The sequence below is a fragment of the Stenotrophomonas sp. OVS01A genome, assembly GCF_019969775.1.
In the GTDB taxonomy this organism is placed as follows: Bacteria; Pseudomonadota; Gammaproteobacteria; order Xanthomonadales; family Xanthomonadaceae; genus Stenotrophomonas; species Stenotrophomonas indicatrix.
This window is the reverse complement of the sequence record NZ_JAHXYV010000002.1, coordinates 453526-470527: the sequence shown is the minus strand read 5'-3', so window position 1 is coordinate 470527 and position 17002 is coordinate 453526. Positions and strand designations below refer to the sequence as shown.

Below are 17002 nucleotides of genomic sequence, written 5' to 3'. Positions count from 1 at the left end.
ACGGGTGGGCGATGGCGATGGCCATCGCCGGGTGGATCAGCGCGCGCTGTCGACCACAACGGTCGCCGCGACGGGCACGGTCTCTGCGTCCTCGGCGATCTGCCGCGGTGCATTGTCGGCCACGTTGACGCCCAGGTAGCGCTGCATCAGGTCCTGCACGATCGGACTCTTGCCGGCGAAGCCTTCGATCGACTTGCCCAGCGAAACCGCCTTGATCAGGTTCTCGAACATGCCGCCGTCGCCGCCAACCAGGTCGATGTCGGCGTTGCGCAGCGCGCTGGCGATGACGCCGGCGTTCTCGCGCGAGACTTCCTTGCCGGCTTCGATCGAGGCCAGCGCCTGCTTCAGGCTGTTGTCCAGCATCATGCGGAATTCTTCATGGCCGCGCGCCTGGTCGCTCAGCGAGGCGATGGCCTCGAACTTGCGGACCAGGCCCTCGGCCTCGGCCAACAGCTTCTTCTGCACCACGCCGGCTTCGGCGTTGCCCAGCGATTCGGTGGCGGTGGCGCGGGCCAGGCCCATCTTCTCCTCGCCCTGTGCCTGTGCCTGCAGCGTCTCGGCCAGCACGCGCGCCTCGTTGCTGCCCTGCTTCAGGTTCGCTTCGGCCTTGGCTTCGATCACGCGCGCCTCGGCGATGCCGACCTTTTCGATGGCCAGCGCCGACGCTTCGCGTACCTGCGCTTCGGCCAGGCCGGGTGCGGCCTGCTCGGCGCGGAAGGCGTCGGCCAGCAGGCGCTTGGCCTCGGCCTGCTTGCCGGCGGCTTCGTGCTCGGCCTGCGCCAGCGTGGTCAGTTCCACCGCGCGATGCTTGGAGGCGGTCTCGCGGGCCTGGGCTTCCTTCACTTCGCGCACCAGCGATTCCTGCGCCTTCGCCTCGGCTTCCAGGATCAACACCTGCTTCTGGCGGTCGGCCTCGGAGACTTCGCGCACCTCCTTGATGCGCTCTTCTTCCTGCGCCACGGTCTTGTCGATGGAGATGCGTTCGCGGGTGATGTTGGCCACGTCCATCTTGCCCTGCTCGACCACCTTGTCGCGCTCCACGCCCTGCAGCTGCACTTCGCGGTCGGTGGTGACCTGCTCCAGCTGGCGTGCGCGCTCGACGCGCTCGGCTTCGATGGCCACGGCGCGCTGGCGGTTCTGCTCGGCCACTTCAACTTCGCGCATGCGGTTCTGCTCGCGGATGTCGATCACCTGCTGCGCTTCGATGCGGGCGTTCTCGGACAGCTGGCGCTGCTCTTCCTGCACCTTGGCGGTCTCGGCTTCCTCGCGCGCACGGATGGTCTCGATCTCGCGCTTCTGCCGTGCCTCGGCTTCGGCCTGCTGCCGTTCAAGGGCCAGCAACGCTTCGCGGGCTTCGACGTTCTTCTTGGTGATGGCCAGCTTCTCGTTCTGCTCCAGCTCGTTGGTCACCACGTTCTGCGCAGCGGTCAGCTCGGTGATCTTGCGGATGCCCTGCGCGTCGAGGATGTTGAACTGGTCCAGCAGCGACTTCGGGGTCTGCTCCAGGTAGTCGATGGCCACGTCTTCCAGCACATACCCATTGAGGTCGTTGCCGATCACCGCGATGATCTCGTCGCGGAATTCCTGGCGCTTCTCGAACAGCTCGGTGAAATCGAACTTCTTGCCGACCGTCTTCAGTGCTTCGGAGAACTTGGCGTTGAACAGCTCATCGACGGCATGCTTGTCCGACGCGCGGTCGGCGCCGATCGCCTTGGCCACGCGCAGTACGTCGGCCTGGGTCTCGTTGACGCGCAGGTAGAACGCCACGGCGATGTCGGCGCGCATGTTGTCGCGGCAGATCAGGCCTTCCTTGCCGCGGCGGTCGATCTGCAGGGTGATCAGGCTGATCCGCATCAGCTCGGCGCGGTACAGCACGGGAATGATCAGCGCACCGGTGAAATGCACTTTCGGGGTGGAACTCATGTCGTTGACGATCAGGGCCACGCCCTGGTCGACCTTGCGGTAGAACGCCTTGAACAGGCCCGCCACGCCGAGCAGGATGGCCACGATGGTGCCCACGATGGCCAGGAAAGGTAGTGCGGATGCCAACGTCATTGATGTTTCTCCTTGTTGCCCGGAAGCAGGTTGTCCTGGAAGTCGAGGGCGACCGCGTCGGCGCGGACCACCCGGTAATGGTGTTGTGCAGCCACGTGCTCGACCAGCACGATGCGCTCGCCGCGCTGCAGTTCGATGTCGCTGCGGATCTGCAGGACCAGGCCGGCACCGCCGTCATCGACGGTGGCATGGCCACTGCGTGCGTCGACCTTCGGCGAAGCGACCACGCCGACCCGGCCCAGCAGCGAGGCCTGCGGCACCGGGCGCAGGCGCAGCAGGAAGCGGCGGATGGGACGCAGCAGCAGCGCGGTGACCGGCACCGCCGGCAGGGGTGCGAGCACCGCCACGACGGTGCCCAATGACCAGCGCAGCAGGTCGGGCAACGGCAGCAGCAGGTACAGATGGATGAAGTAGGTGAGGGTCCAGGCGAACAGGCTCAGCAGCGTCACCACCACCATGAGCGGCACGCCGCCCAGGCCCCAGCGCGCCAGCAGCGCTGACAGGCCACTGAGATGGGCATCGCCTTCAAGGGCGCCATCGGCACCGGCCTCGCCGAAACCGTCATCGACCAGGCCAAAGGCGGCAATCCCCCAATACAGAACCGCCACCGCCAGCGCTACGCTGTACGGGAGGGTCGGATAACCGAGTACGACGGTTAGGAATTCCTGCATCGCTTGCCTTCCTGGGCGGGGGCGCCAGGCGCCCGTTCGGAGCACGCCACCAGCGGCTCCGTCGATCCTCGTGCCGGCCCTCATGGCCAGCACGCTTGGGGATCATCCTATGTGAAGAGGGTGTGCAGGCTCAAATGTGAAGACCGGACACCTCGGAAGTGACCGTGTCTCAATCCAGCACGGCGCAATCGGAGCGCCGGACTTCTTCCACGAACGTGCGCATCTTGTAGCCGTCCTTGATGCCCGGCTCCAGTTCGATGCCACTGGAGACATCCACGCCCCACGGCAGGGTCGCCAGCACGGCGTCATGCACGTTCTCCGGCGTCAGGCCTCCGGCCAACAGGAACGGCCGGTGCAGGCCGGTGGGGATACGCGACCAGTCGAAGGCCACGCCGGTACCGCCGCCGCCGCCCGGCGCATGGCTGTCGAACAGGAAGCCGGCGGCGCTGGGGTAGCGCAGCTGCAGGGTGCGCGCATTGATCTCCTCGCGCCCGCCCATGGCGATCGCCTTCAGGTAAGGCATGTTGAAGCTGCGGCAGAAGCTCTCGTCTTCCTCGCCATGGAACTGCAGCAGGGTCGGCCGCACGGTACGCAGCACCTCGCGCACTTCTTCCCTGCTGTTGTTGCGGAACAGCGCCACCACGTCGACCATCGGTGCGATCGCCTGGCGCATCGCGCGCGCTTCGGCCGGCGCGACCCGGCGGCTGCTCTCGCGGGCGAAGATGAAGCCCACCGCATCCACGCCCAGCTCGCCGGCCAGGCGCACGTCGCCGGCACGGGTCATGCCACAGAACTTGATGCGGGTACGGTAGTAGGAGCGGCTCATAGCGTTACCTCGGCGGGCAGATGCCAGTTGTCGGGGTACAGCGGCCCCAGGAACACCAGTCCCTGCGGAGGAGCGGTGGGACCGGCCACGGTGCGGTCGCGCCCGGCCAGCAGTTCGGCGATCCACTCCACCGGCTGCTCGCCACTGCCGACCAGTATCAACGAACCGACGATATTGCGGACCATGTGATGAAGGAATGCATTGCCGCGCACCGCCACCTCGATGACGTCGTCGTGGCGGCTGACCTGCAGCGACTGCAGCTCTCGCCGGGCATGCAGGGCCTGGCACTGGACCGAGCGGAAGGCGCTGAAATCGTTCTCGCCCAGCAGGGCCTGCCCGGCCAGGTGCATGCGCTCGGCATCGAGCGGGCGCCGCTCCCAGCTCAGGGTCTGCCGGCCCAGCGCCGGGCGCACTTCGCGATTGAGCAGGCGGTAGCGATAACGTCGTGCGCGGGCGGAGAAACGGGCATGGAAATCGTCGGCCACCGGCACGCACCAGCGCACGGCGATCGAACGCGGCAGGCGGGTAGTGGTGCCGAGCATCCACGCGCGCGGATCACGCACCACGTCGGTGTCGAAGTGCACGACCTGGCACTGGCCGTGCACGCCGGCATCGGTGCGGCCGGCGCAGACCACCTGCAGCGGGGTATCGGCCACCGATGACAGGGCCTGTTCCAGGCTGGCCTGGACGCTGGGTCCGCCCTCGCCCAGGTTCTGCCATCCCCTGAAATCGCTGCCGTCGTACTCGACGCCGAGCGCGTAACGCATGTGCTACCTCGATATTGCGGGTGGGGCGGCGCTCAGGCCGGGTCGCGCTCGGACCAGACCGCCAGTTCGTTGCCACCGGGCTCGACGAACTGGAAACGGCTGCCGCCAGGGAAAGAGAACACGGTCCGCACGATCTGACCACCGGCCGCACGCACCGCCGCTTCCATCGGCGCCAGCTGGTCGGCATACAGCACCAGCAGTGGCGCGCCTTCGCTGGCACGTTGCGGTTGGCCACGGAAGAAGCCTCCCTGCAGGCGGCCATCATCGAAAGCGGTGTAGTCGCTGCCGTAATCGACAAACGACCAGCCGAACACGACCTCGAAGAACGCGCGGCTCGCAGCCGGGTCGCTCGAGGCGAATTCAACGTAGTCGAGACGGCGTTCGCGGGTCATCGCAGGTCCTTGTCGAAAGGGTGTCAGGGCAGACGGGCCAGCAGTTCGCGGGCCTGCGCCTGGCAATGCAGGTCACCCCCTTCGGCAACCTCCTGCAGCAGGGTGCGCGCGGTCTGCGCGTCGCCCAGGTCCAGATAGGCGATGGCCAGTTCCAGCCGCTCCTGGCCAATACGCGGTGCCCAGTCATGGCTATTGTCTGCAGCAGACCCGACGGCGTCCTCGGCGGCAGCACGGTCGTCGTGCAGGTCGACCGGTGCAGCCGTCTCATGCTCATGCGGTTCGGCCGGCAGATCGAACACACCGCGGAACTGCGGCTCCTGTTCGGCCTGCAGCGCGTATTCGGGCACGGCCACCTCGGCTGGCTCGATGGGCGCCACCGCAGCAGCGCCGGCAGGATCGTCCCAACGCGGCAGATCGTTCACCGCAGCAGGCAGTTCAACCCGTTCGTCTTCATCAAGCTCACCCGCCCGCCACTCGGCCGGCGAGGCATCCTCATGGATGTCCGCAGCCGGCACGTCATGGTCGGTGGCAGCCCAGGCCGGCATCGCCGGTTCCTGGCGTCCGCCATCGGCGGCGAAGTTCACCCCGGCGTCCTGTTCGGTCAGGGTATCCAGCGCGGCACCTGCCGGCAGCGCTGCTGCCAGGCCGGCGGCATCGTGTTCCTCGCGCAGCGGCGGCAGCGGCGAGGGCTTGCGACGACGCAGCAGCCAGGCGCCCAGGGCAACCAGCACGAGCAGCGGCAGGCCCAGCCAGTACCACGGCGTGCCAGCGCCGGGCGCACCGGGCGCCTGGGCCAAACGCTGCTGCGCGGCGGCCAGGTCGTTGTCCTTCATCGCGATCAGTGACTGCTGCTGCTCCTTGAGCTTCTCCAGCTCCGCCACGCGCTGCTTCAGATCGCCGATTTCGGCATCGCGGGTGGCGATGTCCTCCTTGGCCTGGCGCAGTTGTTCGTTGCCCAGCATGTCACCCTCGCTGCCGGCACTGGTGCCGGTGGTTGTGCCCGCGTGCGCGGCGTCGGATGCCAGCGCCGGAGCGATTTCAAGTCGTGCCCCGGTGGCCGCAGCCGGGGAAGAAGCAGCGCCATCGGCCTTGGCCACCGGCATCGCGGCGCCAGCCGGCTGTGGCACGGTGCGTGCCTGCCGCCACTGTGCGGCATGCTCGCGGACCAGCGCGGCCGCCTCGGCCGCATCCACCGCGGCCAGTGCGGTATCGCCCGGCATGCGCAGTACCGCGCCCTGCTTGAGCAGGTTGACGTTGCCACGGATGAAGGCTTCGGGGTTGGCACGCAACAGCGCGATCATCGCCCGGTCGCGACTGATCTGATTGCCACGGGCCAGCGAGCCGGCGATCTGCGAAAGCGTCTGTCCGCGCTGCACGGTCACACTGCCGTCTGCAGCGAGCGCTGGTGCAGGTGCAGGTGCAGGTGCTGGCGCCGGTGACGCAGCCCGTGGACGCGGTGCAGCAGGTGCGGCGGCCGCCGTGACCGGTGCCGGCTCGGGTGCGGTTGCAGCGGCGGCAGGCGCATCACGGACGATGGTGTCCGACAGCACGCCGGCCGGCGCGACGATCTCCGGTTCGGCCACGGCCAGTGCACTGGCCGGTGCATCGACCAGCGCCGAGTACTCACGCACCAGCCGGCCCTGGCCCCAGTCGGCCTCGACCAGGAAGCTCAACGAGGGTGTTTCCACTGGCGTCTGCGAGGTCACCCGCACCACCGCCCTGCCCTGCGCATTGCGGGTCAGCTCGAACTGCAGTTCGCTGACCAGACCCGCCGGGCGCTGCAGGCCAACGCGCTCGAAGGTGACCGGCGAAGCGAGCGCGACGCGCAGGTTCTCAAGTTCGGACGGATCGGCCGAGATCACCGGGATCTCGGCCAGCAACGGCTGTCCCGGCTTGGACAGGACCCGGATGTCGCCCAGGCCCAGGGCCATGGCCGAACTGCTGACCAGGGCCAGCAGCGCGGCGGAAAGACAGGTGAGCGGACGCCGTGCGCCCTTGGCTCGTTTATTCATGGGCGACACTATAAAGCGTGCGGACCACGGTCCGCACCCACCGGGGAGGCGGACTGCGCTAGTGCCGGCCAGCGGCCGGCAGGCACGGGCATGCACCGATAAGGCAGTGCCGGCCAGCGGCCGGCACTACCGGTCAGGCAACAGCGGGGATCAGCGCTGCTCGGCGGCGACCAGCTCGGCCAGCTGCACCGCGTTGAGGGCTGCGCCCTTGCGCACGTTGTCCGACACGATCCACAGGTTCAGGCCGCGCGGATGCGACAGGTCCTCGCGGATGCGGCCGACGTACACCGCGTCGGTGCCCGAGGCATGGGTGACCGGCGTCGGGTAGCCACCGGCCTCGTGACGATCCACCACCTCGATGCCCGGCGACTGTTCCAGCAACGCGCGCGCTTCGGCCACGGTCACCTTGTCACGGGTTTCGATCGCCACCGATTCGGAATGGCCATAGAACACCGGCACGCGCACCGCGGTCGGGTTCACGAGGATGCTGTCGTCGCCCAGGATCTTGCGGGTCTCCCAGACCAGCTTCATCTCTTCCTTGGTGAAGCCGTTGTCCAGGAAGTCGTCGATGTGCGGGATCAGGTTGAAGGCGATCTGCACCGGGAAACGCTGCGGATCGATTTCCTGGAAGCTCAGCAGCTGGCCGGTCTGCTTGCCCAGTTCTTCCAGTGCCGAACGGCCACCACCGGATACCGACTGGTAGGTGGACACGTTGATGCGCTCGATGCCGTACTTGCGGTGCAGCGGTGCCAGCGCGACCAGCATCTGCATGGTCGAGCAGTTCGGGTTGGCGATGATGCCGCGCGGACGGTTGGCGATCTGGTCCGGATTGACCTCCGACACCACCAGCGGCACGTCATCGTCGTAACGGAAGGCCGAGGAGTTGTCGATCACCACCGCACCAGCGGCAGCGAACTTCGGGGCGTATTCCTTGGACACGCTGCCACCGGCCGAGAACAGGGCGATGTCCACGCCACTCGGGTCGAAAGTGGCCAGGTCCTGGATCCTGACCTTGTTGCCGTTGTATTCGACTTCGCCGCCGGCCGAGCGCTCGGAAGCGAGCAGGCTCAGGGTGCCGACCGGGAAATCGCGCTCGGCCAGGATGGCCAGCATGGTCTCGCCGACCGCGCCGGTGGCACCGACGATGGCGACGTGGAAGCTGCGTTGTGCATTGCTCATGGGGGAACTCTCACGAAAACGGGAAGGGGGAAAACTCACGCACGACAGCTGGGTTCGGGGAGCCTCCTCGGATGGATGCGCGGAGGTTCCCTATCGTTTCCCGCTTTTTTTGTCCGAGGTCGCGCGCGCGGCAAGGGCCGCGTCGGCGTTGATCGCGCTCGGCATGCGCGACGGGCTGCCATCCAGGCCAAGCCCGGCCAGCAGATTGTCCACGGCCAGCTGCACCATGGCCGTACGCGTGGCCAGCGATGCGCTGCCGATATGCGGGGTCAGCACGATGTTGCGCAGGGCCAGCAGTTCCGGCCGCACGTTCGGTTCGCCTTCGTAGACATCCAGGCCGGCCGCCGCCAGGCGACCGTTGGCCAGTGCATCGGCCAGCGCCAGTTCGTCGACGATGCCGCCGCGGGCGATGTTCACCAGGGTGGCAGACGGCTTCATCTTGGCCAGCGCGGCAGCGTCGATGATGTGGTGCGAGGCGGCGGTGTATGGCAACACGGTCAACAGATGGTCGGACTGCGCCAGCAGCGTGTCCAGATCCACGTAGGTCGCGCCGAGCGCGGCTTCGGTATCGGTCGGCAGCCGCGAACGGTTGTGGTAGAGCACCTTCATGCCGAAGCCGTGCGCGCCGCGACGGGCGATGCCCTGGCCGATGCGGCCCATGCCGAGGATGCCCAGCGTGCTGCCATGGATGTCGGCCCCCAGCATGGTCTGGAACGACCACTGCCCCCACTGGCCCTCGCGCAGCCAGCGCTCGGATTCGGTGATCCGGCGCGCGGTGGCCATCAACAGCGCAAAGCCGAGATCGGCGGTGGTCTCGGTGAGAACGTCCGGGGTGTTGCTGGCGAGAATGCCGGCGGCACTGAGCGCGTCGACATCCAGATTGTTGTAGCCGACGCCGACATTGGCGATCACCTTCAACTGCGCGGCATCGGCGACCTGGGTCGCACCGATGCGCTCGTTGAGGGTGATGATCGCCCCGTCAACGTCGGCCAGCTGCGCGGCGATCTGCTGTGGCGACCAGGCGGTGACGGTATCGGTGGTGCGCAGCTGCACGCGATCGCGCAGCGGCGCGATGGCCGCGTCGATCAGCGGCTGGCTCACCCATACCGTCGGCCGCGTATCAGCCATCAAGCTGGCCGGGAATGCGCGGGGTGATGGTGCCGACATCGCCGCACTGCGCGCGGTGACGCAGCGCCTGGTCCATCAGCACCAGGGCCATCATCGCCTCGGCGATGGGCGTGGCGCGGATGCCGACGCAGGGATCATGGCGGCCGGTGGTGACCACCTCCACCACATTGCCGGCCGTATCCAGCGATTCACCGGGCAGGCGCAGGCTGGAGGTCGGCTTGAGTACCATCGAAGCGACCACTGGCTGGCCGGTGGAGATACCACCGAGAATGCCGCCGGCGTGGTTGCTGGCAAAACCCTGCGGGGTCAGCAGGTCACGGTGTTCGGTGCCCTTCTGCATGGCACTGGCGAAACCGTCGCCGATCTCCACGCCCTTCACCGCGTTGATGCTCATCAGTGCGGCCGCGAGCTCGCCATCAAGCTTGCCGTAGATCGGCTCGCCCCAGCCCGGCGGTACATTGTCGGCGACCACGTCCACGCAGGCACCGACCGAATCGCCGGACTTGCGCAGCGCATCCATGTACGCCTCCAGCTCGGGCACCTGTGCGGCGTGCGGCCAGAAGAACGGATTCTCCTCGACTACCGACCAGTCGAAACCGGCCGGAGTGATCCCGCCCAGCTGCGACAGGTAGCCGCGCACGGTGATGCCGAAACGCTCGGCCAGCCATTTCTTGGCGACCACGCCAGCAGCCACGCGCATGGTGGTCTCGCGCGCCGAGGAGCGGCCACCGCCGCGCGGGTCGCGGATACCGTACTTGTGCCAGTAGCTGTAGTCGGCATGCCCCGGACGGAACTGCTGGCCGATGTTGCTGTAGTCCTTGCTGCGCTGGTCGGTGTTGCGGATCAGCAGCGCGATCGGAGTGCCGGTGGTCAGGCCCTCGTACACCCCGGACAGGATCTCGACCTCGTCGGCCTCGCGCCGCGCCGACGTATGCCGGCTCTTGCCGGTGGCGCGACGCTGCAGGTCATGGTTGAATTCGGCCGCGTCCAGCGCCAGCCCCGGCGGGCAGCCATCGATCACGCAGCCGATGGCCGGCCCGTGCGATTCGCCGAACGTGGTGACGGTGAACAGCTTGCCGAACGAATTGGAGCTCACGGGCGCTGCGCCGCCAGTTCGGTGATGCGCGCGCTGTGGGCGATCAGCTCGCGGCACTCGACCGCGAAGATGCCCATCTGGCCGACCTTGAACTCGACCCAGGCGAAATCCACTTCCGGCAGCAGCTTGATCAGGTGCTGTTCGGATTCGCCCACTTCACAGATCAGCAGGCCGTCCTCGCTCAGGTGCAGCGGCGCGTCGCGCAGGATCTTCAGCACCAGGTCCAGGCCGTCGTCGCCGGCACGCAGGCCCATCTCCGGCTCGTAGGAGTATTCCTGCGGCAGGGCGTCGGTCTCGTCGTTGGTGACGTACGGCGGGTTGGTGACGATCAGGTCGTAGTGGCGACCGGTCAGGCCGTTGAACAGGTCCGACTTCAGCAGGGTCACGTTGTGCGCCTGCAGGCGTTCCTTGTTCTCTTCGGCCAGTGACAGCGCCTCATCGCTGAGGTCCACGCCGTCCACTTCCCAGTTCGGGTAGTAGTGGCCCATGGCGATGGCGATGCAGCCCGAACCGGTGCACAGGTCCAGCGCGCGGTTGACATCGCGGCCGGCCAGCCACGGCTCGAAGCCGCACTCGATCAGCTCGGCGATCGGCGAACGCGGCACCAGGGCGCGCGTGTCGCTCTTGAAGCTGAGGCCGGCGAACCAGGCTTCACCGGTCAGGTAGGCGGCCGGGATGCGCTCGTCGATGCGGCGCTGGAACAGCTCCAGCACCGCCAGCTTCTCTTCGCGCAGCAGGCGCGCCTGGCCATAGGCCGGGCCGAGGTCGTGCGGCAGGTGCAGGCCGTGCAGCACCAGCTGGGTGGCCTCGTCCAGGGCATTGTCGTAGCTGTGCCCGAAGGTCAGGCCCGCAGCATTGAAACGGCTGGTGCCGTAGCGGATCAGATCGATGATCGTATGGAGTTCGGCGGCCGTTTCAGCGGTCATGGCGGTACTGCGGGCAAAGTGGCCCCCGATTATAGGGGTTGCCGCCTGCGCCGGCATCCGTTGCGGCAGAAACGATCCAGCCGCAGCCGGTATGATGGTGGCCACTTCCTGCGGCGGAATCCCATGTTCAATCGCAACGTCGGCATCATCCTGCTGATCGCCCTGGCGGCGGGCCTTGGCCTGCTCGCCGCCCAGCAGGTGTTCGCGCCGAAGCCGCCGGCCGGGCAGCCGGCCACCGAAGCGATCACCCTGTACCCGCAGCCGCGCGTCCTGCCCGACTACAACCTGGCCCAGTCCGACGGCACGCGCCTGATTCCCGGCGAATTGAAGGGCCACTGGACCCTGGTGTTCCTCGGCTTCACGTTCTGTCCCGACGTCTGCCCGACCACCCTGGCCGAGCTGGCCGGGGCGCAGAACCAGTGGGAAGCCCTGCCCGACGGCCTGCGCCCGCGCGTGCTGTTCGTCTCGGTCGACCCGGAGCGCGACACCGCCACGCGCCTGGGCGAGTACGCCCATGGCTTCCACAAGGACACCCTGGCGGCGACCGCCGACATTCCCTCGCTGGAGCGCTTTGCCACCTCGCTGGGCTTCGTGTTCCAGAAGGTGCCGGGCAAGCACTTCGACGAGAATCCCGAGGATTACACCCTCGAGCACTCCGCCAGCCTGGCCGTGCTCGATCCGCAGGGCCGGCTTGCCGGCCTGGTGCGGCCCCCGTTCAATGCGCCGGCGATCGCCCGCGACCTGCAGAAGCTGACCGAGAAATCCGCCCCATGAGTCTGACCACCGCCCTGACGTACGTCCTGCCCCACCGCCTGCTGTCCTCGATGGCGCGTTCGCTGGCGTACTCGGACAACCCGCGCGTATCGCGCTGGCTGATCGACACGGTCACCCGCAAGTTCAACGTCAACCTGGATGAAGCGGCCAATCCGGACCCGCGCAGCTACCCGACCTTCAACCAGTTCTTCACCCGCGCGCTGAAACCCGGCGCGCGCGTGGCCGATGCCGATCCGCGCAGCCTGGTGATGCCGGCGGACGGCCGCATCAGCCAGCTCGGAAAGATCGACGCCGGGCGCATCTTCCAGGCCAAGGGGCAGTCGTTCACCGCCGCCGAGCTGTTGGGCAGCGCCGAGGACGCCAAGCCGTTCAACGAGGGCCTGTATGCCACGGTGTACCTGTCGCCGCGCGACTACCACCGTGTGCACATGCCGTGGACCGGCACCCTGCGCGAAACCGTGCACGTGCCCGGTCGCCTGTTCAGCGTCGGCCCGGCCGCGGTGAACAACGTGCCTGGCCTGTTCGCACGCAACGAACGCCTGGTCTGCCATTTCGATACCAGCTTCGGCCCGATGGTCAGCGTGATGGTCGGTGCGCTGCTGGTGTCGGGCGTGGAAACGGTGTGGAGCGGCGAAGAGATTCCGCACTACGGCGACCGCATCACCCGCAAGGATTACCGGGGCCGCGGCATCACGCTGCAGCGCTTTGAAGAGATGGCGCGCTTCAATTACGGCTCGACCGTGATCGTGCTGCTGCCGCCGGGTGTGGCCGAATTCGCCCCGCATCTGGATGCCGAGCATCCGGTACAGCTGGGCCAGGCACTGGCCAAGCTGCGCTGATCCTGCGGTAGTGCCGGCCGCTGGCCGGCATATCCATTGATCCAACGCATCGAGCGTTGCCGGCCAGCGGCCGGCACTACCGGATGCGGGCGTTACTGCAGGGTCGGCGCCGGGCCGACGTCCATGCCGTCGTAGTCTTCCACGCCCATCTGCGTGGCCAGCGCGCTCAGTTCCTGGTTGCGCTTGTCCAGCGAGGTTTCGTCGTGCACTTCCACGCGCTCCACATGCAGCACGTGGAATGCAGCCTCACCGTCTTCCGGCTCCTGCTCGAACACTTCCACCAGCACATAACCCTGTGCCTGCAGGTGGGTGGCCAGTGCGTGCAGCGGCTCGGCGGTGGAGTGCACGAAGAAGTACCCCCACAGCAGCGGAGCATCCAGGTCCCAATCGGTGTTCTCACGGAGGTTGGTGAACAGGTTGCGGGTGTCTTCGAGGTCCATGCGATATCCAGAGTGCGGAGAGATTATTTGTCGCAGCCCTGCAGCTTCAGCACCTGGCCGTGGCGCAGGCTGTAGCCGGGGGCCTTGAGGCCATTGGCGCGGGCCAGCACCGGCACATCGCACTGGAACTTCGCGGCGATCCGGCCCAGGGTCTCGCCCTTGCCGACCTTGTAGCTGCGGGCCGGTTTGGCGCGCGGGGCCGGCGCCGGGCGCGGCGCAGCCACCGGCGCGGCGGGCGTGGTCGGCACGCTGCTGGCGGCATTGGGATCGACCACCGGCACCACCCCGCCCACGGCCACGCTGCCGGTGTAGCTGGCAGCACTCGGGCGCACGATCGCGGCATTGAGGTCGGCGGTGATCAGGGTGCGGGCCAGATCGGCACGCGGGCCGCTGACGCAGTTGCGCGCGTACAGGCCAGCAATGCGGTTGGTGGCGTTGATGAGGGTTCCTGCCGGAATCCAGCCATCGGCCTCATAGCGCGGGTTGAGGTTGCGCAATGCGCGCATGTAGCCATCGCGGGTGCCATGGCTGCCCAGGCAGATGGTCAGTTCGTAGATCGTGGTCGAGCGGGCCAGGCGGATGGTGGCCGGCTGCGCGTTGATCTTCGGGAACTCCACGCCGTACTGCTGGGGGTGCAGGAAGATCCAGGACGCGGCGATCACCATCGGCACGTAGTCCTTGGTTTCGCCCGGGAACTGGTTGTAGACGCTGTCCACCCAGAAGCTCTGGCCCGGGTACTGCTTGTAGACGCGCGCTGCGCGGCCCTCACCGCCGTTGTAGCCGGCCAGCGACAGTTCGACGTTGTTGTTGAGCTCACGCATCCGCTCGTTGAGGTACGTCGCGCTGGCTTCAGCGGCGCTGCGCGCATCGAAGCGGGTATCGAAACCGGTACCGTCCGGGCCGAGGCCGAAGCGGCGGCCGGTGGCCGGCATGAACTGCATCAGGCCCGCGGCGCCCGCACGCGAGGACGCATGTACACGGCCGTTGGATTCCTTGGCCATGATGCCGAACAGCAGCGCCTCGGGCAGGCCGCGCTTCTCCCATTCCGGCCACATCACCGCACGCAGGTTCTGGTAGTTCTCGTAGGTGGTCATCAGCGCCGGGCGCATGTCGGTCAGCCAGCGGCGGATGCCGGCCTGCACGGCGGGGTTGTACTCGACCATGTTGTCGAAGGCATGGCGCTTGTCGTTCAGCAGCGCCGCTGCGCGGGCCGCCTCGGGCACGTCGGCAGCCAGCGGGCCGACATGGTCCGGGTCGGCTTCCAGGCGGTCGCCGGCTTCATCGGCCACGTCATCATCGGCGGCGGCATCGGCATCGTGCTTGAGCAGGCGCTTGTAGGTCGCCAGCATGTTGCTCATCTGGCAGCCCTTCTGCTTCACGCATTCGCTGATGACATCTTCCATGTCCTCCAGCGCGGCATCGGCCTCGTTGCGCCCCTTCGGATCGGCGTTGGCCACCAGCAGAACGGCATCGCTGTAGCGCTTCTCGGCTGCAGTCATGCGCTGCTGCAGGGCATCCACCTTCACCTTGTCCCGGGCCGAAACCCGCTGTGCGTGGGCCTCCGGTGCCAGGGAAACCAGGCCAGCCAGGGCCAGCAGCGGCCAGGTGCGGGAAATCAGGACAGGAACGGGCATTGGTGGCACTGTGTATGAAACAGGCAGGCAGAGTAGCGGCGCTGCCAAGGTCGGGGCAAGCCGACCTTCGGCCCGTCACTGTCGGCGGTTAACATTGGCACATTCATCACAAGGGCTGGACCATGGATCCGATTCTGCTCGGCAAAGGCATCACCGACGATGTGGCTGTCACCCTGCTGCCGAAACTCGGCAACCGCCATGGGCTGGTCGCCGGCGCCACCGGCACCGGCAAGACCGTGACCCTGATGACCCTGGCCGAGGGCTTCTCGCGGATCGGGGTACCGGTGTTCCTGGCCGATGTGAAGGGCGATGTCTCCGGCCTGGCCGTGCCGGGCACCGGCGCCGAGAACCTGCTCAAGCGCGCGGCCGAGATCGGCGTGAGCGACTATGCCCCGGCCGCCAGCCCCACCGTGTTCTGGGACCTGTACGGCAAGCTTGGCCACCCGGTTCGCACCACCGTGAGCGAGATGGGCCCGACCCTGCTGGCCCGCATCCTGGAATTGAACGACACCCAGGCCGGCGTGCTCGACATCGTGTTCAAGCTGGCCGACGACCGCGGCCTGCTGCTGCTGGACATGGACGACCTGCGCGCCCTGCTCGGCCTGGTGGCAGAGGAGCGCAAGGACATCTCCACCGAGTACGGCCTGGTCAGTGCGCAGTCGGTGGCCGCCATCCAGCGCGCCCTGCTGCGGCTGGCGCAGGACGGCGGCGAGCATTTCTTCGGCGAACCGGCGCTGGAACTGGCCGACATCATGCGGGTCAACCATGACGGCCGCGGTGTCATCGGCATTCTTGCCGCCGACCAGCTGGTGCTCAAGCCCAAGCTGTACTCCACGTTCCTGCTGTGGCTGTTGTCGGAGCTGTTCGAGCAGCTGCCCGAAGTGGGCGACCTCGACAAGCCGAAGCTGGTCTTCATTTTCGACGAAGCGCACCTGCTGTTCGACGATGCACCGCCCGCTCTGGTACAGCGCATCGAACAGGTGGTGCGGCTGATCCGTTCCAAGGGCGTGGGCGTGTACTTCTGCTCGCAGTTCCCGGACGACGTGCCGGCCAACATCCTTGGCCAGCTCGGCAACCGGGTACAGCACGCGCTGCGCGCATTCACCCCGCGCGACCAGAAGGCGGTGAAGACCGCCGCCGAGACCTTCGTGCCGAACCCGAAGCTGGATGTGGTGAAGGTGCTCAGCCAGCTCGGTACCGGCGAAGCGCTGGTCTCCACGCTACAGGACAAGGGCGTGCCGATGCCGGTGCAGCAGACGATGATCGCGCCACCCCGCTGCCGCATGGGACCGGTCACCGACACCGAACGTACGCAGGTGCGTGCCGGCAGCCCGGTCGGCACGCGCTACGACACTGCCGTCAACCGCGAATCGGCAGCCGAACTGCTGGCGCAGCGCGCGCAGAAGGCCGTCGAGAAAACCGATGCGCCGGCCGCGCGCAGCCGTGAGCAGGACGAGGCGCAGGAAGGCGGTTTCGGGCAGTCGATCAAGGACGCCATTTTCGGTACCAAGCGCCGCCAGGGCATGATCGAGACGATGGCCAAGCAGACCACGCGTACGGTCGGCACCAAGCTGGGCAACCAGATCGTGCGCGGCATCCTCGGTGGCATCTTCGGCGGCAAGCGCTGAGAGCCCCGGCAGTTCCTTTGCGGCGCGCCGGCGACGGCGCGCCGTAGTTGTTTCATTCCGCACGAGAAGCCGCATTACATGTCGCGTTGGCGTCCCCCCGCAGAAAAGAGCACCGCGCTGATCACCGCCGCCGGCCATGCACGTTTGAAGGCCGAGCTGGATGAGTTGTGGCGGGTGCGTCGACCCGAGGTGGTCAAGGCACTGGCGGCGGCCGCGGCCGAAGGCGATCGCTCGGAGAATGCCGAATACACCTACCGCAAGAAGCAGCTGGGCGAGATCGATCGTCGCGTGCGCTACCTGACCAAGCGCCTGGAATCGCTGCGCGTGGTCGACACCACGCCGACTGATCCGCAAGCCGTGTTCTTCGGTGCGTGGGTTGAGCTGGAGAACGTGGACAGCGGGCAGACCAGCCGCTACCGCATCGTCGGGCCGGATGAGACCGATGCGGGGCTGGGCTGGATCAGCATCGATTCACCCTTGGCGCGGGCCTTGTTGAAGAAGCGCCTGGATGATGAGTTTTCAGTGGAACTACCCAGTGGCAACCACACCTTTGCGGTGATCGGTGTGGAGTACGAGACCGCGGCCAACGGCTGAGCCTGTGGCGGGCAGCGGCGCTCAGCCGGGCATGGGCCCGG

Annotated in this window: 16 protein-coding genes; 4 read left to right on the top strand and 12 right to left on the bottom strand. The window is 67.4% G+C overall.

All coding sequences use genetic code 11. The features are described from left to right. Nucleotides 1–36: 36 nt before the first annotated feature. The 10 genes from LC407_RS10900 to prmB form a co-directional block, all read right to left on the bottom strand. On the bottom strand, nucleotides 37–2055 hold the full coding sequence (locus tag LC407_RS10900; RefSeq protein WP_059064715.1) for a hypothetical protein: 2019 nt from the start codon (nucleotides 2053–2055) through the stop codon (nucleotides 37–39). Beyond that, the gene (locus tag LC407_RS10895) at nucleotides 2052–2726 is read right to left on the bottom strand and encodes a DUF1449 family protein (RefSeq protein ID WP_032975011.1); all 675 of its coding nucleotides are present in this window, start codon (nucleotides 2724–2726) and stop codon (nucleotides 2052–2054) included. The genes LC407_RS10900 and LC407_RS10895 overlap by 4 nt, the downstream gene beginning before the upstream one ends. A gap of 169 nt (nucleotides 2727–2895) precedes the next feature. Further along, on the bottom strand, nucleotides 2896–3552 hold the full coding sequence (locus LC407_RS10890) for a phosphoribosylanthranilate isomerase (protein ID WP_025876155.1): 657 nt from the start codon (nucleotides 3550–3552) through the stop codon (nucleotides 2896–2898). Continuing rightward, nucleotides 3549–4319 (bottom strand): tRNA pseudouridine(38-40) synthase TruA, encoded by a 771-nt coding sequence (gene truA, locus LC407_RS10885; RefSeq protein WP_025876154.1) that lies wholly within the window; start codon nucleotides 4317–4319, stop codon nucleotides 3549–3551. Before truA ends, LC407_RS10890 begins: the two co-directional genes overlap by 4 nt. A gap of 32 nt (nucleotides 4320–4351) precedes the next feature. Next, a complete protein-coding gene (locus tag LC407_RS10880) occupies nucleotides 4352–4711 on the bottom strand; it encodes a VOC family protein (RefSeq protein ID WP_025876153.1) in 360 nt (119 codons plus the stop codon). 23 nt (nucleotides 4712–4734) lie between these two features. Then, complete coding sequence (locus tag LC407_RS10875) at nucleotides 4735–6723, bottom strand: FimV/HubP family polar landmark protein (protein WP_223482820.1); 1989 nt, start codon at nucleotides 6721–6723, stop codon at nucleotides 4735–4737. Nucleotides 6724–6873: 150 nt separating this feature from the next. Continuing rightward, entirely contained in the window at nucleotides 6874–7902 is a 1029-nt protein-coding gene (locus LC407_RS10870) for an aspartate-semialdehyde dehydrogenase (protein WP_223482819.1), read from the bottom strand. A 90-nt stretch (nucleotides 7903–7992) separates the two neighbouring features. Then, nucleotides 7993–9030 carry a D-glycerate dehydrogenase gene (locus tag LC407_RS10865; protein WP_223482818.1) on the bottom strand — a complete coding sequence of 346 codons (1038 nt, stop codon included), beginning with the start codon at nucleotides 9028–9030 and terminating at the stop codon, nucleotides 7993–7995. Further along, on the bottom strand, nucleotides 9023–10126 hold the full coding sequence (aroC, locus tag LC407_RS10860; protein ID WP_080148350.1) for a chorismate synthase: 1104 nt from the start codon (nucleotides 10124–10126) through the stop codon (nucleotides 9023–9025). The genes LC407_RS10865 and aroC overlap by 8 nt, the downstream gene beginning before the upstream one ends. Next, nucleotides 10123–11052, bottom strand: coding sequence for a 50S ribosomal protein L3 N(5)-glutamine methyltransferase (gene prmB / locus LC407_RS10855; RefSeq protein WP_025876143.1), 930 nt, complete (start codon nucleotides 11050–11052; stop codon nucleotides 10123–10125). The genes aroC and prmB overlap by 4 nt, the downstream gene beginning before the upstream one ends. Before the next feature lie 123 nt (nucleotides 11053–11175). On the opposite strand from prmB, the gene LC407_RS10850 reads away from it, so the two are divergent. Next, the gene (locus tag LC407_RS10850; RefSeq protein ID WP_099784934.1) at nucleotides 11176–11826 is read left to right on the top strand and encodes an SCO family protein; all 651 of its coding nucleotides are present in this window, start codon (nucleotides 11176–11178) and stop codon (nucleotides 11824–11826) included. Further along, nucleotides 11823–12665: an archaetidylserine decarboxylase gene (gene asd, locus LC407_RS10845; protein ID WP_025876139.1), complete on the top strand. Its 843-nt coding sequence runs from the start codon at nucleotides 11823–11825 to the stop codon at nucleotides 12663–12665. Before LC407_RS10850 ends, asd begins: the two co-directional genes overlap by 4 nt. Nucleotides 12666–12757: 92 nt before the next feature. On the opposite strand, the gene LC407_RS10840 is transcribed toward asd, so the two are convergent. Together LC407_RS10840 and LC407_RS10835 are read right to left on the bottom strand one after the other, a co-directional pair. Continuing rightward, complete coding sequence (locus tag LC407_RS10840; RefSeq protein ID WP_025876137.1) at nucleotides 12758–13105, bottom strand: ribonuclease E inhibitor RraB; 348 nt, start codon at nucleotides 13103–13105, stop codon at nucleotides 12758–12760. 23 nt (nucleotides 13106–13128) lie between these two features. Further along, entirely contained in the window at nucleotides 13129–14739 is a 1611-nt protein-coding gene (locus tag LC407_RS10835) for a transglycosylase SLT domain-containing protein (protein ID WP_025876135.1), read from the bottom strand. A gap of 122 nt (nucleotides 14740–14861) precedes the next feature. Here LC407_RS10835 and LC407_RS10830 point away from each other — a divergent pair, with 122 nt between their 5' ends. Then, nucleotides 14862–16367, top strand: coding sequence for a helicase HerA-like domain-containing protein (locus LC407_RS10830; RefSeq protein ID WP_025876133.1), 1506 nt, complete (start codon nucleotides 14862–14864; stop codon nucleotides 16365–16367). A gap of 78 nt (nucleotides 16368–16445) precedes the next feature. After that, the gene (gene greB / locus LC407_RS10825; protein ID WP_025876131.1) at nucleotides 16446–16961 is read left to right on the top strand and encodes a transcription elongation factor GreB; all 516 of its coding nucleotides are present in this window, start codon (nucleotides 16446–16448) and stop codon (nucleotides 16959–16961) included. The last annotated feature ends 41 nt before the right edge of the window (nucleotides 16962–17002 follow it).